The organism is Arthrobacter sp. GW460-12-1-14-TSB2 (genome assembly GCF_059423525.1).
The window spans coordinates 1-23,497 of the sequence record NZ_JBWKYC010000014.1 but is presented as its reverse complement, the minus strand read 5'-3'; the positions used below and the strand labels follow the sequence as shown (position 1 = coordinate 23,497).

General features: G+C 66.5%; 19 protein-coding genes. 12 read left to right on the top strand and 7 right to left on the bottom strand.

The genetic code is table 11. The features are described from left to right. Positions 1–4 precede the first annotated feature (4 nt). Both purE and AC07YR_RS16085 read right to left on the bottom strand, forming a co-directional pair. On the bottom strand, positions 5–598 hold the full coding sequence (purE, locus tag AC07YR_RS16090) for a 5-(carboxyamino)imidazole ribonucleotide mutase (RefSeq protein WP_436057046.1): 594 nt from the start codon (positions 596–598) through the stop codon (positions 5–7). After that, positions 595–1,743, bottom strand: coding sequence for a 5-(carboxyamino)imidazole ribonucleotide synthase (locus AC07YR_RS16085; protein WP_494734606.1), 1,149 nt, complete (start codon positions 1,741–1,743; stop codon positions 595–597). The genes purE and AC07YR_RS16085 overlap by 4 nt, the downstream gene beginning before the upstream one ends. 230 nt (positions 1,744–1,973) lie before the next feature. Between AC07YR_RS16085 and AC07YR_RS16080 the strand changes: the two genes are divergently transcribed. Continuing rightward, the gene (locus AC07YR_RS16080) at positions 1,974–2,555 is read left to right on the top strand and encodes a GtrA family protein (protein ID WP_436057047.1); all 582 of its coding nucleotides are present in this window, start codon (positions 1,974–1,976) and stop codon (positions 2,553–2,555) included. A 7-nt stretch (positions 2,556–2,562) separates the two neighbouring features. On the opposite strand, the gene AC07YR_RS16075 is transcribed toward AC07YR_RS16080, so the two are convergent. Continuing rightward, positions 2,563–3,267, bottom strand: coding sequence for a TIGR03089 family protein (locus tag AC07YR_RS16075; RefSeq protein WP_494734554.1), 705 nt, complete (start codon positions 3,265–3,267; stop codon positions 2,563–2,565). Between the two features lie 403 nt (positions 3,268–3,670). Between AC07YR_RS16075 and AC07YR_RS16070 the strand changes: the two genes are divergently transcribed. From AC07YR_RS16070 to AC07YR_RS16060, 3 genes are read left to right on the top strand one after another with little or no spacing between them, the layout of a single operon-like run. Further along, entirely contained in the window at positions 3,671–4,216 is a 546-nt protein-coding gene (locus tag AC07YR_RS16070; RefSeq protein ID WP_082506901.1) for a WhiB family transcriptional regulator, read from the top strand. 29 nt (positions 4,217–4,245) lie between these two features. Further along, positions 4,246–7,605, top strand: a complete 3,360-nt coding sequence (locus AC07YR_RS16065) for a glycosyltransferase family 2 protein (RefSeq protein ID WP_494734553.1) — start codon at positions 4,246–4,248, stop codon at positions 7,603–7,605. Next, entirely contained in the window at positions 7,598–9,352 is a 1,755-nt protein-coding gene (locus tag AC07YR_RS16060) for a DUF5719 family protein (RefSeq protein WP_494734552.1), read from the top strand. The genes AC07YR_RS16065 and AC07YR_RS16060 overlap by 8 nt, the downstream gene beginning before the upstream one ends. Positions 9,353–9,372: 20 nt before the next feature. On the opposite strand, the gene AC07YR_RS16055 is transcribed toward AC07YR_RS16060, so the two are convergent. Continuing rightward, positions 9,373–9,900 (bottom strand): metallopeptidase family protein, encoded by a 528-nt coding sequence (locus AC07YR_RS16055; RefSeq protein ID WP_436057051.1) that lies wholly within the window; start codon positions 9,898–9,900, stop codon positions 9,373–9,375. 154 nt (positions 9,901–10,054) lie between these two features. Here AC07YR_RS16055 and AC07YR_RS16050 point away from each other — a divergent pair, with 154 nt between their 5' ends. From AC07YR_RS16050 to AC07YR_RS16030, 5 genes are all read left to right on the top strand, one after another. After that, positions 10,055–10,444 (top strand): DUF3499 domain-containing protein, encoded by a 390-nt coding sequence (locus AC07YR_RS16050; RefSeq protein ID WP_436057052.1) that lies wholly within the window; start codon positions 10,055–10,057, stop codon positions 10,442–10,444. A 90-nt stretch (positions 10,445–10,534) separates the two neighbouring features. Then, a complete protein-coding gene (locus AC07YR_RS16045) occupies positions 10,535–10,801 on the top strand; it encodes a Trm112 family protein (protein ID WP_055803998.1) in 267 nt (88 codons plus the stop codon). A gap of 134 nt (positions 10,802–10,935) precedes the next feature. Beyond that, on the top strand, positions 10,936–12,414 hold the full coding sequence (gene ahcY / locus AC07YR_RS16040; RefSeq protein WP_494734551.1) for an adenosylhomocysteinase: 1,479 nt from the start codon (positions 10,936–10,938) through the stop codon (positions 12,412–12,414). 172 nt (positions 12,415–12,586) lie between these two features. Next, on the top strand, positions 12,587–13,816 hold the full coding sequence (locus AC07YR_RS16035; protein WP_494734550.1) for a L,D-transpeptidase: 1,230 nt from the start codon (positions 12,587–12,589) through the stop codon (positions 13,814–13,816). A gap of 139 nt (positions 13,817–13,955) precedes the next feature. After that, positions 13,956–15,185, top strand: a complete 1,230-nt coding sequence (locus tag AC07YR_RS16030; RefSeq protein ID WP_436057055.1) for a L,D-transpeptidase — start codon at positions 13,956–13,958, stop codon at positions 15,183–15,185. A 10-nt stretch (positions 15,186–15,195) separates the two neighbouring features. Here AC07YR_RS16030 and AC07YR_RS16025 read toward each other — a convergent pair whose 3' ends face one another. After that, positions 15,196–16,005: an RDD family protein gene (locus tag AC07YR_RS16025; protein ID WP_436057056.1), complete on the bottom strand. Its 810-nt coding sequence runs from the start codon at positions 16,003–16,005 to the stop codon at positions 15,196–15,198. 71 nt (positions 16,006–16,076) lie between these two features. Here AC07YR_RS16025 and AC07YR_RS16020 point away from each other — a divergent pair, with 71 nt between their 5' ends. Continuing rightward, positions 16,077–17,069, top strand: a complete 993-nt coding sequence (locus AC07YR_RS16020; RefSeq protein ID WP_436057057.1) for a stage II sporulation protein M — start codon at positions 16,077–16,079, stop codon at positions 17,067–17,069. A gap of 122 nt (positions 17,070–17,191) precedes the next feature. Further along, positions 17,192–18,487 (top strand): TIGR01906 family membrane protein, encoded by a 1,296-nt coding sequence (locus AC07YR_RS16015; RefSeq protein WP_494734549.1) that lies wholly within the window; start codon positions 17,192–17,194, stop codon positions 18,485–18,487. A gap of 109 nt (positions 18,488–18,596) precedes the next feature. On the opposite strand, the gene AC07YR_RS16010 is transcribed toward AC07YR_RS16015, so the two are convergent. Beyond that, on the bottom strand, positions 18,597–20,426 hold the full coding sequence (locus AC07YR_RS16010) for an AMP-dependent synthetase/ligase (protein ID WP_494734548.1): 1,830 nt from the start codon (positions 20,424–20,426) through the stop codon (positions 18,597–18,599). Between the two features lie 58 nt (positions 20,427–20,484). Beyond that, positions 20,485–22,200 carry a dolichyl-phosphate-mannose--protein mannosyltransferase gene (locus AC07YR_RS16005; protein WP_494734547.1) on the bottom strand — a complete coding sequence of 572 codons (1,716 nt, stop codon included), beginning with the start codon at positions 22,198–22,200 and terminating at the stop codon, positions 20,485–20,487. Positions 22,201–22,254: 54 nt separating this feature from the next. On the opposite strand from AC07YR_RS16005, the gene rsmI reads away from it, so the two are divergent. After that, positions 22,255–23,196 carry a 16S rRNA (cytidine(1402)-2'-O)-methyltransferase gene (rsmI, locus tag AC07YR_RS16000; protein WP_494734546.1) on the top strand — a complete coding sequence of 314 codons (942 nt, stop codon included), beginning with the start codon at positions 22,255–22,257 and terminating at the stop codon, positions 23,194–23,196. Positions 23,197–23,497 lie beyond the last annotated feature (301 nt).

The following is a 23,497-nucleotide window of genomic DNA, read 5'->3' as shown; positions in this document are numbered from 1 at the left end:
ATTCCTAACGGCTGCCCCGGAGAACGACGTTGCCGTCGGAGAACACTTCGCTCACTTTGTGCCGCAGCGTCGCGCCCTTGCGGGTGGCGACGTCGTTGAGTTCCTGCGCGAACTCGATCAGGTCATCGCGCAGGCGGAGGGCGAGGTCGTCTGTGCCGGAGGCCAGGATGCGGACGGCCAGCAGGCCGGCGTTCCGTGCCCCGGCGATCGACACCGTGGCCACCGGAACTCCGGCGGGCATCTGGACGATGGACAGCAGCGAGTCCATGCCGTCCAGCGTCTTCAGCGGGACGGGGACGCCGATGACCGGCAGCGGGGTGACGGATGCCAGCATGCCGGGCAGGTGGGCCGCGCCGCCGGCTCCGGCGATGATGACGCGCAGTCCCCGCTCGTGGGCTGTCTGGCCGTAGCGGATCATTTCAGTGGGCATCCTGTGGGCCGAGACCACATCGGCTTCGAATGGGATGCCGAACTCGGCCAGGGCCTCGGCTGCGGCTTCCATGACCGGCCAGTCCGAGTCGGAGCCCATCACGAGGCCGACGATCGGCGCCGCGGCGTCGGTTTCAGCCAGGTGGATTGCTGCTGCAGGCGTGCTCATACGGTCTCCTCGGAGTTCCCTGGTGCTGTTCGGGCCGGAGCACGGCCGTCCCTGATGATGTTGGCGACGGTAGTGGCGCGCTGCCGGACGGAATCGACGTCGGAAGCGGCTGCGCCCACCAGGTTGACGTGGCCGATCTTCCTTCCGGGCCGGACGGCTTTGCCGTAGCAGTGGATTTTCGCGGCCGGCTCGCTCGCCATGGCCAGCGGATATGCCGAGAACAGTTCCTGGTTGTCTCCGCCGAGGAAGTTCTTCATCACAACAATCGGCCCCAGGGCGTCGGTGGCGCCGAGCGGGAGGTTCAGTACCGCGCGCAGGTGCTGTTCGAACTGGCTCGTGACGGATCCGTCCTGGGTCCAGTGGCCGGTGTTGTGCGGACGCATGGCGAGTTCATTGATCAGGAAGCCGGACCCGACGCCGGGAGTTTCGAAGAGTTCCACGGCCATGACGCCGGTGACTCCCAGTTCGTTGGCGATGCGGATTGCCGCGTCTTCGGCGGCCGCGGCCACCTCGAGCGGGATGTCCTGGGCGGGGGCGATCACTTCGTCGCATACGCCGTCCACTTGGATCGTGTGGACCACCGGCCAGGCACGGGATTCACCGTTCGGCGTCCTCGCGACGAGTGCGGACAGTTCGCGGCTGAATTCCACCTTGGCCTCGGCCAGCAGGGGAGTCATGGCCGCGAACCAGTCGGCGGTTTCGGGGGCTTCCTCAGCCGAGCCGACCATGCGGACGCCTTTGCCGTCATAGCCGCCGCGGGGCGTCTTCAGCACCACCGGCCAGCCGGTCTGCTCGCCAAAGGCAATCAGGGCATCGACGTCGGCAACGGAGGCCCACGCGGGGTTCGGCAGCTCCAGCCGGTCGATGGCGGCGCGCATCACCAGTTTGTCCTGTGCGTGCACCAGCGCGTCGGGGCCGGGCTGCACGTTGACGCCCGCCTCCTGCAGCGCACGAAGGTGGTCGTTCGGGACGTGTTCGTGATCAAACGTCATGACGTCGAGGCCCTGGGAAAACTCCAGCAGGGCGTCGAGGTCCTTGTAATCACCTACCGGCGACGTCGGCACGGCGGAGACCGCGGACACATCTTCGCCCTCGGCCAGGACGCGTAGTTCAAAGCCCAGGGCCGTTGCGGCGGGGGCCATCATGCGGGCAAGCTGGCCGCCGCCAACTACGCCTATTACTGGAAAAGTCACAAGAACCAGCCTACAGAAGAGCAGGGGAGTTCCGGGCTTCACCACCGTTTCGGCCCGGAATTTGCGTTATTTCGAGCCAGCGGGAGCCTGCGTTGCGTAGCCCGTTCAGACTGTTTCCAGCTAACGGGCTAAAATGGGTACTCGGCCCTATGGCCCGAAATCTCAGACGGCCATGGAGGGTCATGATTTACACACTTGCAGAACGTTTGCGCGGACTCGCCTCGCTTTTTTGGCGTGAGGTGGCCAAGTTCGGCGCCGTCGGCGGTGTCGCATTCGTGATCGACAACGGCCTGACCTACTACCTGATGCACGGCCCGATGACTGACAGCGAGGCCAAGGCACGGTTCGTGGGCGCATCGGTTGCCACGGTCTTTTCCTGGATAGCTAACCGGTTCTGGACGTTCCGCCACCGCCGCCAGGACAATGTGATCCGCGAGTTCTTTATGTTCATCCTGATCAACGGCATCGGTATCGGCATCTCCACCGGCTTCACCGCCCTGGCCAAGTATTCGCTCGGCATCACGGACAAGAACATGCTTTTCCTGGCCGGCGTGGCCGGCATCCTCGTGGCCACCGTGGTGCGTTTCTTCGCCTACCGGTTCCTGGTTTTCAACAAGGAACTGGACGAAGAACCGTCGTTCTCGCACGACCACGAGATCATCGAACTGCACCACCACCAGGACAGGCACGCCGTCCGCGTTCCCGCCGACGAGGTACAGGCCAAGGTGCAGGATCCGGACCTCCCCGCCCCGCCCCGCAGCTAGCTAGGGCCTAGTCTCCCTGCACGCGTTCGTCGTTGAGGAGCTTCTCGGTCACCGAAACGTCGGGGTGGACCAGGACGACTGAACCGCCGTTGTGCCAGGCCCCCAGCGACTGGACAAGGGCCTCCTCGAGGCCCTCGCCTGCCCGGACCAGCAGCCGCACGCCGGTATCGTGCGTGGCGGCGAAGCCTTCGAGCAGTTCTGAGTGCGTATGCGCTGTGCCGGCAGCTGACACTATGGCCCGCTGTGACCCTTCCGGATCCTGATGGGCCATAAAGACGTCGCCGTGCGAACGCACTTCGGCGGCGAAGTCGACGACGCCGGGCGGCAGCTCGCCCGGCCAGCGCATCGCCAGTGCCGGAAGCGGCACTGCAATGACGGCGTCGAACGCGGCACCGCCGCTACCGGCTTCCGGTGACTGGGTGGCGAGGAGCTCTGCGTCACCGGAGTCGAGGACAACTTCCATCCCGAGCTGCCAGGCGGCAAGGGCCAGCACCATCGACTTCCAGTGCGCCGGCAGATCCAGCCGGAGCCGTATCCCGGGCTCGGCATCGAGTTCGTCCTGCAGCAGGTTGCTGGTTTTCGCTACCCAGTTGTCCAGGACCCGGCCGGACAGTTCCACCCGCTCGGAGTCCGGTCCGTACCAGGTCAGTCGGGGAGAGGTGGAGTGGCCGGACCGCAGTGCAGTCATTAAGTCGATTGCGGGGATGCTCATGCCAACATCTTGCCACGGTGCCCGGCGGGGCGGGAGGTGGTGCGCGGGGCCACGGGAACGCGGCCACCCTGAAGGCTGTGTGATTTGCGACACGTAATTTTTGATCACTTTGATTGCCTAAATCACGGTGGACGGAGGATTTCCCGGGATTCCCGGCAAATTCCCAGAAAACTAGTCAGTATGCTGTTGAAATTCCCGTGATGGCGGCGAGTCGTCCGAAAATTCATGGGCGTGGCGTGGCAGCGGATTGGGAACGAAGTTGATTATTATCCCGGCAGCCGCTTGACTCCCAACGACTTACACGCGTGTAATTAGTTATCGAACGCCATTGCGCAGATACGGGCCACACAACCGAGTGTCCAGGTATTCAGTCAGGGGCAGCAACATCAGGAGGGACGCCATAATGGGGCAAGTTGAGCGTATCCATGAAGATGCAGTCGTCGCGGGTCAGGCGTCGGCAAAGTACCGTTCGCGCGGTGTGCCAAGTGATTGGTATGTAGATCCGGCCGATCCGGATGCTGCAGAGCGGTACAACCAAAGCACCAACGATCTGCTGCAGGACCAGGCCACGGCCTTCCTGGCAGCGCATGAAGCACTCCTGGCGGGCAACCCCGACCAGGACAACGATCTGCACGATCCGCCGATGGAACTGCAGACACTCCACTCGGAAACCACCGCACAACCTGTCTGGATCGGGCTACCCTTCGAGCAGAACTTCGACGACGAAGGCGAGCTCGGCTGGCAGACGGACGCATTGTGCGCCCAGACTGATCCGGAGGCATTCTTTCCCGAAAAGGGAGGGTCCACCCGCGACGCCAAGAAAGTATGCGGCGCCTGCAACGTACGCTCGCAGTGCCTGGAATACGCACTGTCGAACGACGAACGCTTTGGCATTTGGGGAGGCCTCTCCGAGCGCGAGCGCCGTCGGCTGAGGAAGCGAGCGGTCTAATTCTTCAAGTAGTACATGTCACCGCCGTTGTGGTCGCCCACAACGGCGGTGACTATCTCCCCAGGACCCTGGCGGCTTTGTCGGAGCAGACCCGACCTGTTGATGCCTTCATCGGCGTCGATACCGGCTCACGGGATAATTCCCTGGCTCTGCTGGACCAGGCGTTCGGCGAGGCCAACGTCACCACTTTCCAGCAGGGGCGGGCCGGGATGGGGGATGCCGTCAAGGCCGGCCTGGCCGCGTTGGCCCCCCGGAACGACGATCCCGGGGACCGTGACCGGACGGCGGCCGACGCCGAATGGATCTGGCTGCTGCACGATGATGCAGCGCCCGCGCCGGAAGCGCTTGCCGAGCTGCTCCATGCCGTGGAGCGGGCACCGTCGGTGACGGTGGCCGGCTGCAAGCAGCTTGACTGGCACGCCAGGCGCCGGCTGATCGACGTCGGACTTTCCACCAGCCGCTGGGCTGAGCGGCTGACCCTCATTGAAGCGGATGAACTCGACCAGGGTCAGTACGACGGCCGCAGCGACACTTTCGCGGTCAACTCCGCCGGCATGCTGGTTCGACGGGACGTCTGGGAGGAACTGGGTGGTTTTGACGCTGCCCTGCCCGGCACCGGGGACGATGTGGACTTCTGCTGGCGCAACCGCCTGGCCGGACACCGTGTGGTGGTGGTGCCCACCGCACGGATGTTCCACGTGTCGCACCGGCCGCACGCATTGGGGAGCGCCAGCGCGGCCCGCAAGGCACAGGTTCACCTGCGCCTCAAGCACACCGTGTGGTGGAAGGTGCCGCTGCACGCGGTGGGGGCACTGCTGGGGAGTCTCTTCAAGCTCGTCCTGAGCATTGCGGTCAAGGATCCCGGCCACGGATTTTCCCAGCTCATGGCGACTTTTGTCGCGCTCGGCCGCCCTGCGGCGGTGATCCGCGGGCGTCGCGAGGCAGCACGGACGCGACGGATCCGCCGCTCGGTCATCAAGGGACTCCAGACCCCGCGGCGCGAAGTCTGGGCACACCGGCGTTCTCTCATTGAAGCTTTGGGCTCCGACGACCAGGACGCGGACTCGGCGCGGACCGATCCGCTGGCCGAACAGCCCAGCGGTGACTCCACGGATGATTTCGCCGCGCTGACCACGTCGGACCGCGGCTGGGTGGGCAACGGCGCCCTGCTGGCCGTGATCCTGACAGCTGCTGCCTCGCTGATTGGGCTTTCGGGGTTGTTCCGTGCCGAAGCCGTCTCCGGTGGTGGCCTTATTCCGGTCTCGTCGAAGGTTTCGGACATCTGGCACCACGCCACCAGCTGGTGGATCGGGCTGGGCGCCGGACTTCCCGGCCACGGCGACCCCTTCGCCCTTCTCCTGTGGGTTCTTGGCATTGCCGGCGGCGGCGATGCCAACAGCGCACTGGCCTGGCTGCTGCTCCTGGCCATGCCCCTCTCCGGCCTCGCTGCCTGGTTTGCAGCCGGCGGCCTGACCACGCGGAGGCGGTTCCGCCTCGTGGCTGCACTCGTGTGGGGCGGGGCGCCCGCCCTGCAGGTTGCTTTGAACCAGGGACGCCTGGGTGCGCTGGTAGCGCACATCATGATTCCGCTCCTCGTGGTGGGCCTGCTACGTGCCACCGGCACTGCCCGGGGCCAGGGGCGCTTTGCGGTCCCCGAGCCGGGGGACCGCCGATTCCTGGAAAAGCCTCCCGCCAAGCCGGGCGTCAACGGGATGCCATCGTGGACCGCCGCAGCTGCGGCCGGCCTGGCGCTGGCCGTGGTGGCAGCGGCGGCGCCGTCGTTGCTGGTTCCGTCCGTCACCGTGGTTGTCCTGGCAGGGATCCTGCTCGGCAGGCGCGGGCGCACTGTTTGGTGGGCGTTGCTGCCGAGTGCAGCGCTTTTCGTTCCCTTCGGGTTCTCCGTCCTCGACCGCCCGCGTGCCCTGCTGGCCGACCCCGGCGTGCCGCTCGGTTTTGATGCCGCGCCGTTATGGCAGCAGGTGCTGGGACAGCCGCTGCATTTTGATGCCGACGGCGGGTTGGCCGGCCTTCCGGTTTTCGACGGATCTGCCGTCCCGTGGGCGCTGCTCCTTGCCCTTCTGGTCGGTTTCCCGGTACTGGCCCTCGCGACGGCGGCATTGTTTGTCCCCGGCAAACGCACCCGCGTTGCCCGTGCCCTGTGGGTGGCTGCGCTGATCATCCTCGCGGGCGGGTGGCTTGCCGGCCACGTCGCCACCGGCGCGAGCGCCGACACCCTGGTCACGCCCTTTACGGGACCTGCCGTGTCTGCGTCCGGATTCCTGCTGCTGGGGGCCGCCCTGATCGGGGCGGACGGTCTGCTTTGCTTCGCAGAGAGGACGGCCGCCGCGCCGGCTGCCCGCCGGATCGCGCTCAAGTCCATGTCCGTCCTTGCCATGGTGTTGCTGGTGGCCGGACCCGTGGCCGGACTGAGCGCCTGGGCGGCCCAGAACCTGTTGCAGTCCGCCTCCTTGGCTGCACCAGCCGGACCTGCCCCTGAGGCCTCGTCAACGGCCCCGTGGGGAACCCCGCGGCAGATTGCTTCCACCTCCGCCCGCACGCTGCCGGCAACGGCCATCGATCGCGGCCAAGGACCGGAGCAGACACGGACGCTGGTTATTGACACGGCCGAGGACGGCAGCTTCAGCGCCTCGATCGTGAGGGGGGCCGGCACCACCCTGGACGGATTGTCCACCATTGCGGCCGCCCGCAACATTATTGGCGACCCTGGCAAGGAATCCGTCAGGGATGACGACGCCGTCACCGCAGCCCTGCGCAGCGTCGTGGCCACAGTGGTCGCCGGCCAGGGCGTTGACCCGCGCCCTGAGCTGGAACGGCTGGGGGCAGGCTTCGTTGTCCTCCGGTCCTCGGACACCGCCGCGCAGCTGACCGCGAGCCGGATGGATGCCGTGCCCGGACTGGTGGCGGTGGGGCAAACAAATGTCGGCTGGCTCTGGCGGATCAGCCCGCTGAACCAGCCCGTCATCGACGCCGCGGATGTCGCCCACCGGGTGCGCATCGTGGATGGTGCCGGAGCCGCGATAGGGCTTCTGCCCTCGGAACTGGAATCGGTTGATGCCGCTGTTCCGGAAGGGCCGGAAGGCCGGCTCGTGGTTCTCGCCGAACGTGCGGATCCGGGATGGTCCGCATGGCTGGACGGCAGGCGCCTGACTTCCACAACGTCCGGCTGGTCCCAGGCGTTCACCCTCCCCGCCCAGGCGGGCCAGCTCACCATCCGCTACGAAAACCCGTGGGCGGTGTGGACCGCCGTTGTCCAAGCCACCGTCATTGGACTGACTGTGCTGCTCGCCATCCCCATGCCCGCCCGCCGGCCGAACACCGGTCTCTCCCGCGATGAAGGCTCCCTGCGTAAGGAACATCAGCATGCATAAGGACGGGAACGACGGCGTGCCGCCGGCACATAAGGAAGACGTCGCCTCCGCCGCCGGACCAACAGCGGGACGACCAGAGGGTTCAGACGCGCCGGCAGGTACCGCGGACCACACGGCTGACCATGCAGGAGGATCCGCCCCCGCGGCAGGCCGCCTGAAGGGATTCAAGGCCCGCGGCAGGGCTGTGCGCGGAACGGTGGCCGGGCTGACCTGGGCAGTGGTGATCGTGGCCGCCGCCGGAAGCCTGGTGGCGGCGGCGTCGATGGGCCCGCAAAGCTCCGGCAGCCGTACGCTCGAAGCACCCTTGGCGGCAGTACCCGCGGGAAGCAGCGTGGGGATCTGCCCCGGCCCCGCCCGCTTGTTGGAGGGCACGCCCGTGGGGACCGACCCACAGTTCAGCCCGGAATCGGCCACCGCCAAGACCCGGGTCAACGGCGCAGTGCTGAGTACCAACGCAGGAGTGCTGCCCGGAAGCAGGCTCGCCGAACTCAACGGGAATCCGCTGGCAGAGATCGCCAAGGATCCCGGCAGCCCTACCGCCGCCACCGCCCCTCCTGCGTTGCTGGCAGGGGTCGTGTCCGAGCGCTCGGTGGATTCCGTCAGCGTCCTGAGTGCGGACGCGGCAGGCAACCAGCAGGCCACGGCCGGCGGCGTGATGAGCTATACCGCCACCGACGGTGACCTGCAGGGCCTGGCCGCGGCCGGCTGCCAGGCACCGTCGAACGACCTGTGGCTTGTAGGGGCGAACACGTCGCTGGGGCGGACCGCTGTACTAAACCTCAGTAACGCCTCCAGCACTCCGGCAACAGTCAGCCTGGACCTGTACGGCGCCGAGGGCCGGATCCAGGCGCCCGGCAGCCGCGGACTCCTGGTTGCGCCGGGAACCACCCGCTCAATCGTGCTGGCCGGACTGGCGCCTGGCCAGGCAAAGCTCAGCATCCACGCCCGGAGCGCCGGCGGACCGGTCACCGCCGTTATCCAGCAAAGTGTCCTGAGGGGGCTGACTCCCGGCGGCGTGGACTTCATTGTGCCCGGCGCGGCACCGGCGACACGGCAGGTCATGTCCGGACTGGACATCCAGGACCCGGCCTCCGCCAAGGCACTCACTGCCAAACAGGGCTTTGCGGACGCCGCTGCGGCGCTGCAGATCGCTGTCCCCGGCCCCGCGGACGCCGTGGTGGAAATCAAGCTGTACAGCCGTGATGGGCAAAAGGCACTGCCGGGCGGCGGCGTAGTGACGGCCAAGGGCGGGTCCGTGACCGAGGTTTCGCTGGCCGGTGTTCCGGCCGGCCAATACACCGTTGCGGCCAGTTCCGACGTGTCGTTCGCCGCTGCGGCGCGCGTCACCCGAGGCCTCAAGTCGGACGGTGCCACGGACTTTGCCTGGTCGCCGTCATCCGCCAGGCTCGGAAGCCAGCACGTGGTGGCCGCGCCGCGTGGTGGAGAACGCTACCTGGTCTTCGGTGCACCCGAAGGCCGGGCCAAGATCACCTACACGCCCATCACAGCTGACGGCAAGGTCCGCACGGCCGCCGCCGCGGACATCGCGGGCGGCACCACCGCAGTCATCAAGGTGCCGGCTGAAGTGGCCGATTCCGCGGTGCTCGGGTACGTCGTATCAGCATCCGGCGATGCGGCGTACGGCACCGTGCTGTTGGAGCAGGACGGGCGCGCGGACATCGGCGCAGTGGCGGTGGCGCCGGGCGCCGCGGGCCAGGAACAAGTCGCGGTGAAGCTCGGCTACTAGCAGCCAGCCAGTGCCGGCGATCAGTACCGGCGCCGGTACACGGGGTCCAGGGTTTCCGGCGCAACCCCGAGCATTTCAGCGGTGCGTTCCACCACGACGTCGTGCACCAGGTCCTGTAGTTCCTCGCGGCTGGAGCAGGCGTTCTCGATGACCCGGCGATAGAGCGTGATCACCGGACCTTCGTCGGCGGTGGCGGGCTCATAAAGACCCATGGGCGCGGGGGAGCGGTCCGCGACCAGCTGTTCCAGGCCCTGCGGGATCTCATCAACAGCAAACCTGACACCGTCCAGCGGCTTTCCCCAGATGTCATGGAGACGCTGGGCGGAGTCCATGACCATCTCGTCGAAGCGGTCCGAACGGGTGCGGTAGCCCGGAAGCGTGGGGAGCATCAGTTCGCCGCGCAGGCCACGCCCATGGCGGTTCCTGCGGCGCTCCCGGAAGCTTTTCCCTCGGACTGTTGGCGCGGGCGCGGCGGTGTCCGCCGGCTGGCCGGATCCCGGGTCAGCCAACCGGACCGTAAAACCCGGAACGTGGTGCGATTGCTGCATACATTGACTCTAAACCCGCCGCCTGAAATACGCGACATAACTAGAAACGCCACACGGACCATCCCGGCAACCTGCGGTACCACAGGACGACACCGCAGGACACTGCGGTCGCAATGCGCGGCACAACGGCCAACGGGGAGTAGTCTGTGATGTCGTGGGTGCTATTCGTCAATGTTCAAGGTCAGCCTGCCGTAACTCTGCGGTGGCCACTTTGACGTACGTCTATGCGGACTCCACAGCCGTCCTGGGGCCCCTGGCCACGTACGCTGAGCCCCATTGTTACGATTTGTGCGAACAGCATGCGGGGTCACTGACAGTGCCGCGGGGCTGGGAAGTACTGCGCCTTGCCATGCCGGCGACCCCGCCGCAGCCGGGGCCAGATGACCTTTTGGCCCTCGCCAACGCCGTCCGCGAGGCGGCCCTGCGACCGTCCGCCGCGGACCCCGCCCCGGGCCAGCGTTCCGCGCATGCGGCGCTCGAGGCCCCGCCGGCTTCGGAAGGCGCCCGACGGGGACACCTGCGCATCCTCCGCGAACCGTCCTGAGCCCGGCCGCCCCGCGAAGCTTGTACGCTGGAAGCTGCAAATCCATCGGCCACCGGCGCCTGCTGCGGCGCCCATCAGGGAGCAGTCACCATGCCAAAGATCAGTCCTGACCTGTTGTCCGTCCTGCGTTGTCCCGTTACCGGCTCAACACTGGTGCAGGAAGGCGATGAACTCGTCTCGACTGCCGCCGGTGCGTCCGGAGAAACGCTGCGCTACGCCATCGAGGACGGCATTCCGCTGCTGCTGCCGCCGGAACTCGTCGCCGCCGCGAACGCTGCGGCATCGGACCAGCATGACGGCGGCCACGGCCCCGTGGTATCAAACCCCGCGGCATCAGACCCTGACGGCGCCGAATAACTTCCCCCGCCGGCCTGAATAACTGCCCGGCCGGCCCATCGCCCTTCCGCTTGGCGCCGAACTTCCCATAGTTCGCCGAACGGACACGGACTTCCGCCGTTCCAGAATCTTCCGGATACAACACAAGGACTCACATGACTTTCGATTACAAGGTTGCTGACATCTCACTGGCTGAGGCCGGCCGCCACCAGATCCGCCTCGCGGAGCACGAGATGCCCGGACTCATGTCCCTGCGCGAAGAGTTCGGCGCCAGCCAGCCGCTCAAGGGCGCCCGGATTGCCGGTTCGCTCCACATGACCGTCCAGACCGCTGTGCTGATCGAAACACTCACCGCTTTGGGCGCCGAGGTCCGCTGGGCTTCCTGCAACATCTTCTCCACCCAGGACGAAGCTGCCGCCGCCGTTGTGGTGGGCAAGGGCACGGTCGAGGACCCGCAGGGCGTCCCCGTCTTCGCCTGGAAGGGCGAGACCCTCGAAGAATACTGGTGGACCGCCGAGCAGATCCTCACCTGGCCCGGCGCGGACAGCAACCCGGACCTCGGTCCGAACATGATCCTTGACGACGGCGGCGACGCCACCATGCTGGTCCACAAGGGCGTCGAGTTCGAAGCCCTCGGGTCCGTTCCGGCGGCAGCAGAGGACGAGTCCGATGAAGGGCGCGTCTTCCTCGACGTCCTGCGTGCTTCGCTCGCAGCGGACGCCGGGAAATGGATCCGCATCGGCTCCCGCCTGCTGGGTGTCACGGAAGAGACCACCACCGGTGTGCACCGTCTGTACCAGCTGGCGGAGCAGGGCAAGCTGCTCTTCCCGGCCATCAACGTCAACGACTCGGTGACCAAGAGCAAGTTCGACAACAAGTACGGCATCCGCCACTCGCTGCCGGACGGCATCAACCGTGCCACCGACGTCCTGATGGGCGGCAAAATCGCCGTCGTCTGCGGTTACGGCGACGTCGGCAAGGGTGCGGCGGAGGCTTTCCGCGGGCAGGGCTCCCGGGTGATCGTCACCGAAATCGATCCGATCTGTGCACTGCAGGCAGCCATGGACGGCTACCAGGTGGCCAAGCTGGAATCGGTCCTCAGCGAGGGCCACATCTTTATCACCACCACCGGCAACAAGGACGTCATCATGGCCGAGCACATGGCCGGCATGCGTGACAAGGCCATCGTCGGCAATATCGGCCACTTCGACAACGAGATCGATATGGCCGGACTGGCCCGGATTCCGGGCATCACGAAGGTGGAAATCAAGCCGCAGGTGCACGAGTGGGTATTTGACCAGGGCACGGACGCCGAGAAGTCCATCATCGTCCTGTCAGAAGGCCGGCTCCTGAACCTGGGCAACGCCACCGGCCACCCGTCCTTCGTGATGAGCAACTCGTTCGCGAACCAGACGATCGCGCAGATCGAACTCTTCACCAAGCGGGACCAGCCCGAAGGCGAGCGGGAGTACGAAAAGCAGGTCTACGTGCTGCCGAAAATCCTTGACGAGAAGGTTGCCAGGCTTCACCTGGACGCCCTCGGCGTCGAGTTGACGGAACTGTCCAAGGAACAGGCCGCGTACCTGGACCTGGACGTTGCCGGCCCGTACAAGCCGGATCACTACCGCTACTAAGGGTGCCGCCGCCAAGGCGGCAGCAAGCCCAGGCGGCAGATCAGCAGCATCGCGAAGGGCCCCGGAATGAATTCCGGGGCCCTTCGCCGTGGCCCTCGGGTGCCGGCTACCCGTCAGCTCCAAGGAGCGTGCCCTATGCTGTGCCCATGATGACTGCAAAGGACCCCGCGCTGTGACGGCAAGGGAACGCTGGACCACCGGCCGGAAGGTCTTCCTGCTCGGGGCGCTGTGCCTGCTCGCCGCCGGCGGCGGCGTTTTCGCCGCTGTGGCACCCGGAGCCGCCCGCGCCGCCTTCGAATCCGAAGCGGGCTCCGCCGAGCGGACGACGCCGGGACTCGCGGCGCCCGTGGTGGCGCCTGTACAGCTGGCAGCGTCGCCGGCAGACGGCGCGCAGCAAGTAAATCCGGCAGCCCCCGTATCGCTGAAAGTCACCAACGGAACCGTTGAACGCGTGGCCCTCACGGGCGGCGACGGCGCAGCAATCGAAGGCAGCCTGAACCCGGACGGTACGGGCTGGTCAGCCTCCGGCCCCCTGCAGTTCAACAGCAGCTACACGTACAGCTTCGTGGTGAGCGACGCTGCCGGCCGCAAGACCAACAGCACTCGAACGTTCACCACGGTGTCAACCGCCAACGAGGCGGATGCCGCCGTCTACCCGCTGGACGGCATGAAGGTCGGCGTCGCGCAGCCCCTGCAGATCACCTTCAGCGAACCTGTGCTGAACAAGGACGCGGTGGAAAAAGCCATCAAGGTCTCCTCGACGTCCGGCCAGGTGGGCGAGTTTCACTGGTTCAGCGACAGTATGGTCCGGTACCGGGCAGAGAATTTCTGGGCGGCCAACAGCACGGTCACCATGGACATGCAGCTTTTCGGCGTCGATTTCGGCAACGGTCAGATCGGAAACTTTAATAAGAAGGTCACGGTCCACATCGGCGACAAGAAGGTCGCCGTGGCCGACGCTACCGCGCACACCTTTTCGGTGAGTGTGAATGACAAGCCAGCCGGCTCATGGCCGGCCACCATGGGGGATACCCGGTTCCCTTCGGCCAAGGGCTACCTCGTGTTCATGGAGAAGTACCGGGTGGAGCACATGTCTGCCGCCAGCATCGGACTCAAGCCGGGCGACCCGGCATACTACGGCGAGCTGGACGTCAACTTCGCCACCCGCCTGACACCCAGCGGGGAATTCATCCACCAGGCCACCGACTCCGCAATGCCCTACATCGGTGTCAGCAACCTCTCGCACGGGTGCATCGGACTGGGCCCGGACGGCGCCCAATGGGTCTTCGAGAACATGACCACGGGCGACGTTGTCCAGGTAGTGAATACCGACGGTGAAAACGCCAACTTCGACGACGGATTCGGTGACTGGAACATCCCCTGGGCGCAGTACGCCAATTGATCCGTTCGCCATACGGTAAAATTGTCTGGTCACGGGTGAGTGCTGAACACCTCACTGACGTGCTGGCGAACGTATCAACTGAAGATTCAAGACGGTATTTGGGCTGATCACGGGCCTGTCGGGGGACATGGAGAAGGTCATGACAAAAGTCCACAAACGCAAAACCATGAAAATCCTGGGGATTGCCGCCATCTGCGTTGCGGTCGCTGCGGGCGGCATCGGTGTTGCCACGGCTCCCAGCTGGGCCGAGCCCGTATTCCAGTCGGAGTCTTCCAGCCCGGTCCGCAACGAACCGGGGCTCGCTGCTCCTGTGGTGAAGGCAGTCGAACTGGGTGTGACCCCCACCGACGGCGCCGCTGGAGTCAACCCCGCCGTTGCGCCGTCCGTCAAAGCCGTCAACGGCACCGTGAAGGACGTTGTCCTGACCACTGCCGGCGGTGAGCCTGTCAAGGGCACCCTCAGCGCTGACGGTTCCACCTGGACCGCCCTGGACCCGCTGGAGTTCGACGCCGCCTACGACTACGCCTTTACGATCGTGGACCAGGCGGGCCGCGAAACGAAAAAGACCCAGTCCTTCACCACGGTGGCAACGGCCAACGAGGCCGACGCTGCTGTGTACCCGCAAAACGGTTCCACCGTGGGTTCGGGCCAGCCGATCGAAATTGTCTTCTCCGAGCCGGTCCTGAACAAGGAGGCCATGGAGAAGGCCGTCACCGTCACCTCATCCTCGGGCCAGGCGGTCGCCTGGCGCTGGTACTCGAACCAGCGCGTGCGCATCCGTCCCGAGGCGTTCTGGGCCTCGGGCAGCCAGGTCACGGTGGACCTCAAGCTGTTCGGCGTCGATTTCGGGAACAAGATGGTGGGCAACGTGGACACCAAGGTCAGCTTCAAGGTCGGCCCGCAGCGGGTGGCCATCGTGGACGACGCCACCAAGACCATGAACGTCTACTTTGACGGCCAGCTGGTCCGGACGGCTCCCGTTACCCTGGGCGACGCCGAGTGGCTCTCGCCCACCGGTTACGCCGTGATCATGGAGCAGGAACGCCACTCCAAATTCAACGCCGGAAGCATTGGCCTCAAGCCGGGGGACAAGGGTTACTACCCGCCGCTGACCGTGGAATACGCAAACAGGCTGACGTCGTCCGGCGTCTACGTCCACCAGGCCCTTGAGTCCGCCTGGAGCTACGTCGGCAAGGCCAATGTTTCGCATGGCTGCGTGGGGTTGCTGCCGGCGGATGCTGCGTGGTTCTTCAACAACATGAAGACGGGCGACGTCGTCCAGACCCTCAACACGGGCGCTCCGCCGGTGGAGCCGCTGGAGGGTTACGGCGACTGGAACATTCCCTGGGCGCAGTACGCCAAGCGGTAGTGCAGGCGGCCTACCGGCTGTCCCGGCTGTAAGGGAGCCGGTTCAGCCGTTCTCCCACACCCGTGCTCCGGGCCCTCGCCCGCGTCAGCCGGGCCAGTTCCCGCTCGCGGCGTTCCACCAGCACGGCTGCCAGATACTCTTCCGGACCCGTGCCTGCCGGCGGCGGCGGGGCAACACACGCTGACACCTCAGTGGCGAGGGACACCGCCATGGAAGCGCGCGACGCCGGCGCCATCCGTCCCGACTGGCGGATGAACTGCGCCGAGCGGCGGGCCACCGGGTCCGGTATCCGGCCGATGTCGGCCAGCGCCGCCCAGGACCTCAGGTGCGGAGGCACGAACGGGACGAACGGCGGTTCGGTGGGCACCCGGCGCCGCAGGGAGTAGGTTCCTGCAACCACGTCACCGAGCCGCTTGGATTTGTCATTGAACAACGCGACGGCGATGGCCAGTCCGCCGAACGTCAGGTAGATCTCCAGGAAGCCGATCAGGCCGCGGATCAGCGCGTGGCGGAAGCGGATGGCGCCGCCGTCGTCCCGGACGATCCGGAGCCCGGCAGCCAGCTTCCCCAGCGAGAGGCCCCGGGTGAGGGTTTCCACCGCCACCGGGAGGATCACGAAACAGAAAACCACACTGACCAGCACCAGGGCACGCGCAGCCGCCCCGTCCAGGTCACTGTAGGCAGACGAAATCACCGTCATCATCACGATGAGGAGGACGACGTTCGCAACGACGTCCAGGATCAGCCCCAGCGCCCGCGCAGCGAACGACGCCGGGCGGAGTTCCAAGACAACTGCTTCACCTGTGATGATCGAGCTCAAACCGGGTCCCCGTCCCCTACACGCCGCCTACGGACGCTCACAGTCTAAACCGGGGGCGCTAGGGTAGTGCCGTGGACATCGATGCGTTCTCCGCGGTCAACGGGGATAAGTGGGCGCGGCTTCACGTGCTGGCGTACAAACGGCGCCTGGACGGCAGCGAAGCCGATGAACTGCTGCGCCTCTACCAGACCACGTCCGCCCACCTTTCCCTGCTGCGCTCCGTGGCCCCCGAAAGCGGGCTTTCGGCCTCCCTGTCGGCCACACTGGCCCAGGCCCGCACACGCTTCACCGGGGCCCGGTCCAACTTCATGGACGACCTCGCACGGTTCTTCGTCATAGCACTGCCGGCGGCGTTGTACCGGATCCGCTGGCTTACCGTCTGGTGCGGCCTGGCGTTCTGCCTGGTCGCGGGGGCGTACGCATTGTGGATCGCCGCGTCGCCCGACGCGCTCCGGGCCCTCGGTTCGGACGCAACCGTCAAGCAGTACGTCGAGCGGGATTTCGTCGACTACTACTCGGAGAATCCCGCCGCGTCGTTCGCCGGCGCAGTCTGGACCAACAACGCCTGGATCGCTGCCCAGGCGGTGGCCCTGGGCATTACCGGTTTCTGGGTTCCGATGATCCTCTTCAGCAACGCCCAGGGGCTGGGGATCGCGGCCGGTGTCTTCGCCGCCGTCGGGAAGTCCGATGTCTTCTTCAGCTACATCCTTCCCCACGGCCTGATGGAACTCACCGCAGTCTTCATTGCCTGCGCCGCGGGCCTGAAGATCTTCTGGGCGATGGTTTCCCCCGGACCCCGGACCAGGGGCCAGGCAGTGGCCGCGGAAGGGCGCTCGCTGATCACCGTGGCGCTGGGACTTGTCGTGGTGCTGTTTGTCTCCGGCCTCGTGGAAGGCTTCGTCACCCCCAGCAGCCTTCCGGTGTGGGCCAAAATCACGATCGGCGCGGCGGTCCTGGCTGCGTACTGGACGTATGTCCTGGTGTGGGGCAGACGTGCCTATCGTTCGGGCGCGTCGGGCGACCTGGACAGCGCTGATGCAGGCTACACGGCGCTGGCTTCGTGAATACGTGACGGAACGGGGTGGCACCTGCCGCCACGGAGTGCCTGACGGTAGGCTCATCTGGAGATAAGTAGCGTTGCCTGGCGGTGTCCGGCAACGCGGACGCCTACGGAAGTGAAACTGCAGTGACTGAAAAGACGCCCACCCCGCCGAATCGGCAGGATCCGCACCTGGACCCGGCCGACGACACTGCCGAGCCCGCCTTCGACTGGATGAAGCCTGCCGGAACTGGGGCAGGAACGGCGGCAAAGGCACAGGGAACAGCCCCCGCCGGAAACACGTCACCTGTTCCAGGCGCTGCTGCAGGCAAGGGACAGCCGGCAGCGTCCGCCGGCACCCCTGCCTCCCAGGGCGGCGCCACTGCAGCCCGAGGCGGCACCCCTGCCTCCCAGACCGAAGCCACTCTCGCCCAAGGTGGCATGCCTGCTTCCAATGCCGGCACGCCTGGTTCCCAGGCTGGCAGCCGCGCCGACCGCAAGGCGGCGGAGGCCGCCGTCGGACCGGCCGCGGAGCCACAGGGGAGGGGCACGCATTTCCGCGAACCCCTGCCCACTTCGGCCCTCCAGGTGCGCCCGCCGCAGGACGAAGTGGAACGCCGGAACGCCGAACGGGAGTTGGCGAACAACACCAAGCCCGTCCTGCCGCGCGTGATGCAGGTGCTGCTCGCGGTCTTCTACCCGCTGGTCCTCCTGGTCCTGGCCGTCCGGGCTGTCGCGAGTCCGTTGTTCCTCTGGGTTGAATACAACCGTCCGGGCTTCCCCGGTGACGGCTACGGCTTCAGCACGGATGACCGCATGACCTACGGGTCCTACGCCGTGGACTACCTCAGCAACTGGTCCGGCCCGCGGTATCTCGGCGAACTGGTGAACCGCAGCGGCGATGCGCTGTTCCAGGAAGGCGAAGTCAGCCACATGGCGGACGTCAAGCTCGTCATCCTGTCAACGTTCGCCGGCGGCGCGCTGCTGATCCTGCTGGGCATCATCGCCATCATCTACCTGCGCCGGCGCAGCACCGGGGGAGTCCGCCGCGGTCTCTTCGCCGGCTCCGTCGCAACGCTGGTGATCATTTTGGGGCTGGGCACCTTGGCGGCGCTGGGTTGGCAGCAGTTCTTCACCGAGTTCCACCGGATTTTCTTCGCCAACGGGACGTGGACGTTCGCCCTGGACGACACCCTCATCCGGCTCTTCCCGGGACAGTTCTGGGTTGATTCCGGGATCGTCATCGGCGCACTGGTCCTGATCGCCTCCGTCGCCACCCTGATCCTCACCTGGCCCACGAGGAGGCGCCGCGGCCTCGCCAGGAAAACGAAGGACAAAGACACGGACGCCTTGGTTGCGTCAGCCAAGGATGGGGACGCCGGGACAACGGACCTCCCCGACGCCGCGCAGCGACGCACCCGTGGAAACTCCGCGACGGTGTAACAGACTCCGCAGAGGCACAAGGAAGGCGACCGGCGCGGGCCGGTCGCCTTCCTTGTGTGCACGGCATTCATTATTGTGTGCGGCACGGGCCGGGGCGACCGGCCCCGGGTTAGCGGTACAGGCCGTTGATGTGGGCTTCGAAGTCGCGGACGACGGCGGCCCGCTTGAGTTTCAGTGACGGTGTCAGGTGACCCGACTCCACTGTGAAATCGGCATCCAGCAGGACGAAGCTGCGGATCGATTCCGCCTTCGAGACCAGCAGGTTTGCCTGGTCGATAGCGCCCTGCACGGCTTCCCGGACCCGGACATCCGACGTTGCTTCGGCCACACCCAGTACCGGAATTCGCTGGGCCGAGCACCAGTTCTCCAGGCCCTCCGGATCGAGGTTGACCAGGGCGGAGACGTACGGCCGGCCGTCGCCCACCACCACAGCCTGGGCCACGAGCTGGTGCTCCCGGATCTTTTCCTCGAGCGGTCCGGGTGCTACGTTCTTCCCGCCAGCAGTGACGAGGAGGTCCTTCTTGCGGCCGGTGATGGTGAGGAAGCCGTCTTCATCCAGCGCACCGAGGTCTCCGGTGCGGAAGAATCCGTCCACGAACGCTTCCGCGTTGGCGGCCTCATTGGCGTGGTATCCCTTGAAGACGCCAATGCCCTTGACCAGGATCTCGCCGTCGTCGGCGACCCGGACGGTGGTGCCGGGCACGGGAATTCCCACCGTGCCCACCTTGGTCCGCGACGGGGTGTTGGCGGTACAGGGGGCGGTGGTTTCGGTGAGGCCGTAGCCTTCCAGCACGGGAATGCCGGCACCGCGGAAGAAGTGTGCGTCGTTGGAGCTCAGCGGGCTGGCGCCGGAGACCGTGTACTTGACCTGTCCGCCGAAGGCCTGCCGGAGCTTGGGGTAGAGCAGCCGGTCAAAGACGGCGTGCTTGGCACGGAGCATGAGGCCGGGTCCGCTGCCTTTTCCGCGGGCCTCAGCGTCGAGCGCCTTGGAGTAGTCGATGGCCACCGCGGAAGCGGCCGCGAAGAGCCGCTCCTTTCCGGCCAGGGCGGCCTTGTGGCCGGCACCTGCGTAGACCTTCTCAAAGATCCTGGGCACCACCAGTAGGAACGTGGGTTTGAAGGAGGCCAGGTCCTCCAGCAGCTGGGCGGCGCTGGACGTGTGGCCCAGGGTCACTCCCGCGCTGAGGCACACCACCTGGACAGCGCGGGCCAGGACGTGGGCGAGGGGGAGGAACATGATTGTCCGGGCACCCTCCTGCCGCAGGATTTCGGGAAGGAAGCCCACGATGTTGGTGGCCACCAAGGCGAAGTTGCCGTGCGTTATCTCGCAGCCCTTGGGCTTGCCCGTGGTGCCGGAGGTGTACACCAGCGAGGCGACGTCGGCCAGGCCTGCAGTGCTGCGGTGCCGCTCCAGCTCGGCATCAGTGACGCCGGCGCCGGCGGCGGCGAGGCTCGCCAGGTTCGGTGCGCCGCCGTCGTCGTCCATGCGCACGACCGTTACCACAGCGTCGCCGAGCAGTGCGGAGTGGGCCAGGACGCCGGCCACGAGCCCGGACTTGGCCGGGTCCTCAACGAACACCCTGCGGGCGCCGGAGTCATGCAGGACCCACTCGACCTGGCTAGCCGAGGAGGTTTCATAGACCGGAACGGTCACGCCGCCGGCGAACCAGATGGCGAAGTCCACCAGGGTCCATTCATACCGGGTCCCGGACATCACAGCCACCGTGTCGCCCGGTGCCAGGCCTCCGGCGATCAACCCCTTGGCAAGTGCCACCACCTTGTCCAGGAACTGCTGGACGGGGACATCAACCCAGCCGTTGGGGCCCTTGCGCGAATATATGGCGTGCGACGGATCCTTGGCGTGCTGCCCCAGCAGCAGGTCAGTCACGTTGCTGTCCTGATCCAGCTCCACGAGCAGTTCAGTGCTTGCTTCCCTCACAGCCAGTCTCCCTTCCGGATCCGTGATGCGGTGTCCCCGGCACCCTTGCCATACTGCCCTAGATCCAGGACGGCATCCACATCCTGAACCGCCAGTCCTGGTACGGAATGATTTCCGCGGTCCAGATGGGGTAGAAGAACGCCGAGACCAGCACCGCTCCGACCACGAACACTGCCACGAGATACAAGCCGGAACGCCGGCGCCACAACGGGTCCGAGCGTCGTCCAAGAACCAGGCCCAGGCAATATGTCAGGGCCAGGACCAGGAACGGTTCAAAGGACACGGCATAGAACGTGAACATGGTGCGTTCCGGATACATGAACCAGGGGAGGTAGCCCGCGCCGACCCCGGCCAGGATGGCGCCGGCCCGCCAGTCGCGGCGGCCTGCCCACCAGAACAGCAGGATCACCAGAGCAACCGTGGCGCTCCACCAGATCAAGGGGTTGCCCACGGAGAGGATTGCCGAGGTGCAGTTGGCGACGTCGCAGCCGGGGCTGCCCTGTTTGGGGGACTCATAGAAGAACGACGTTGGCCGCCCCATCACCAGCCAGCTCCAGGCGCTCGCTTCATAGGGGTGGTCGGAGCTGAGTCCCTGATGGAACTTGTACGCTTCCAGGTGGTAATGGGCCAGGGACCGCAGCGGCCCCGGAAGCCAGCCCCACTGGGCTGAGGGGTTGGTGTCGGCCCAATGGCGGAAGTACGCATCCTTCGACTGGAACCAGCCGGCCCAGGTGGTGAGATAGACCAGCACGGCGACGGGCACGATGCTCAGGAAGGCGGGAATTCCGTCCTTGATGATGCCTCCGCTGATCCACCCGCGGATGCCTGCGATCCGGCGCGCGCTCAGGTCCCAGAAGACTGTGAGGAGCCCGAAGGCCGCCATGAAGAACAGCGCCGACCACTTCGTGCCCACGGCAAGCCCCAGGCAGATGCCCGCGGCAACGCGCCACCAGCGGATGCCGAGCCAGGGCCCGGACACGAGCTGGACCACGGAGGGCCTGCCGTCCGTGGCAGCTCCGGCCTGGCGCCCCAGCCTGGCTGCCAGGCGCCGTCGGCCGTCGTCGCGGTCCATCAGGAGCGCACCAAAAGCTGCAAGCACCCAGAACATCAGGAAGATGTCCAGCAAGGAGGTCCGGGACATCACCAGATGGTGGCCGTCCAGCGCCAGCAGCAGGCCTGCCACGGCCCCCAGCGTCAGCGAGTGGAAGAGCTTCTGCGCGATCAGGGTGATCAGGAGGATGGACAGCGTCCCGGTCAGCGCGGCGCCGAAGCGCCAGCCCAGCGGGTTGTCCGGGCCGAACAGCCACATTCCTGCCGCGATCATCCACTTGCCCACCGGCGGATGCACAACATACTCGGGCGCGGACAGGATGACGCCGGGGTTCCCGGCCACGAAGGATTCGTTTGCCTTGTCCGGCCAGCTGCGTTCGTATCCGCTGACCAGGAACGAATAGCCGTCCTTGACGTAGTAGGTTTCGTCAAATACCAGGCTGCGCGGACTCTCAAGGCGGACGAAGCGGAGGACGCCGCCGATCGCCGCGGTGATGGCCGGAATGAGCCAGAACCAGAGCCGCAGCGACGGGGGATAGTCGCGCCAGCTGCGGATCCCGCCGATCAGCCGCTCCTGCAGGGCGCTTTCGGTGAACGCTTCCCGCGGCCGGCGGATCCACCGCTGGCCCTCAAGGTTGCGTCCCGATGTCCCGGAGGCCGGCCGTGCTGGTTTGGCCGGGTCGGCCGGGTCGGCCTCGACAGGAGGTACGGAGGTCTGCGTCACGTGCCCATGCTACCTTTTGGCGCTGGAAGAGCCTGCCAGCAGTAGGCTGGTCGTGTGGACCAACAACTCAGTACTTCCCCCGCGAGCAGCTCCGATGACGCCGGCACCTTCGATGAGGCCTGGGCTCCGGCGGCCGAACCTGCGGCCCGCGCCACGGAAGGGCAGCCGGGCAGGATTGTGCTGGCTGCGACGCCCATCGGAAATGTCGGCGATGCGTCCCCCCGGCTCGTTGAATTACTCACCACGGCTGACATCGTCGCCGCGGAGGACACCCGGCGCCTGCACCGGCTGGTGCAGAACCTGGGGATCGCCGTGGCCGGGCGTGTGATCAGCTACCACGAGCACAACGAAGCCGCGAAGACCACCGAGCTCCTGGATCAGGTGCGGGCAGGAAAGACCCTCGTGATGGTGACTGACGCCGGTATGCCGTCCGTCTCGGATCCGGGGTTCCGGCTGGTTGAGGGCGCCGTGGCGGCCGGCCTAACGGTCACCGCAGTGCCGGGGCCGTCGGCGGTCCTCACCGCACTCGCCCTCTCCGGGCTCCCGACCGACCGGTTCTGTTTTGAAGGGTTCCTTCCCCGCAAGGCCGGTGAACGTGCCTCCCGGTTGTCCGAGCTCGACGCCGAACGCCGGACGATGGTCTTCTTCGAGGCGCCGCACCGGCTGGAACCGATGCTTCGGGCGCTGCGCGAGCGCTTCGGCGGCGACCGCCCGGCCGCAGTGTGCCGTGAACTCACCAAGACCTACGAAGAAGTCATCCGCGGCCCGCTGAGCCACCTGCTGCAATGGGCAGAAACCAACGAGGTGCGCGGTGAAATAGCGGTGGTGGTTGGCGGCGCCCCGGAGCGTGAGCCGGGCAAGACGGAGGACCATGTGGCCGCCGTCAACGGGCTTATTGCACAGGGCATCAGGTTGAAGGAAGCCGTGGCGGCCGTGGCCGAGGACGCGAAAGTCAGCAAGCGGGAGCTCTACTCAGCGGTCTTGGCCGCCCGCTAGGAGCCGGGCTCCGGTCTTGTGCAGCTGCACAGCAACATCCGGAGTGCGTAGTGCGCCCATGCATAGACGCTCCGGAGCGCGCGGCAGTACCGTGGCTGTAAAGCAGCCGAGAGCTGAACCCATCCCACACCCCAATTGCTGACGAGGGAGTCATCGTGACTGTAACTGCACAGCCCACTGTTACTGCGGAGCGCGAGAGCGAGCTGCTGGCCTCTGTTCCCACCGGCCTGCTGATCAACGGCGAATGGCGCCCGGCAGCGTCCGGGAAGACGTTCGACGTCGAGGATCCCGCCACCGGCAA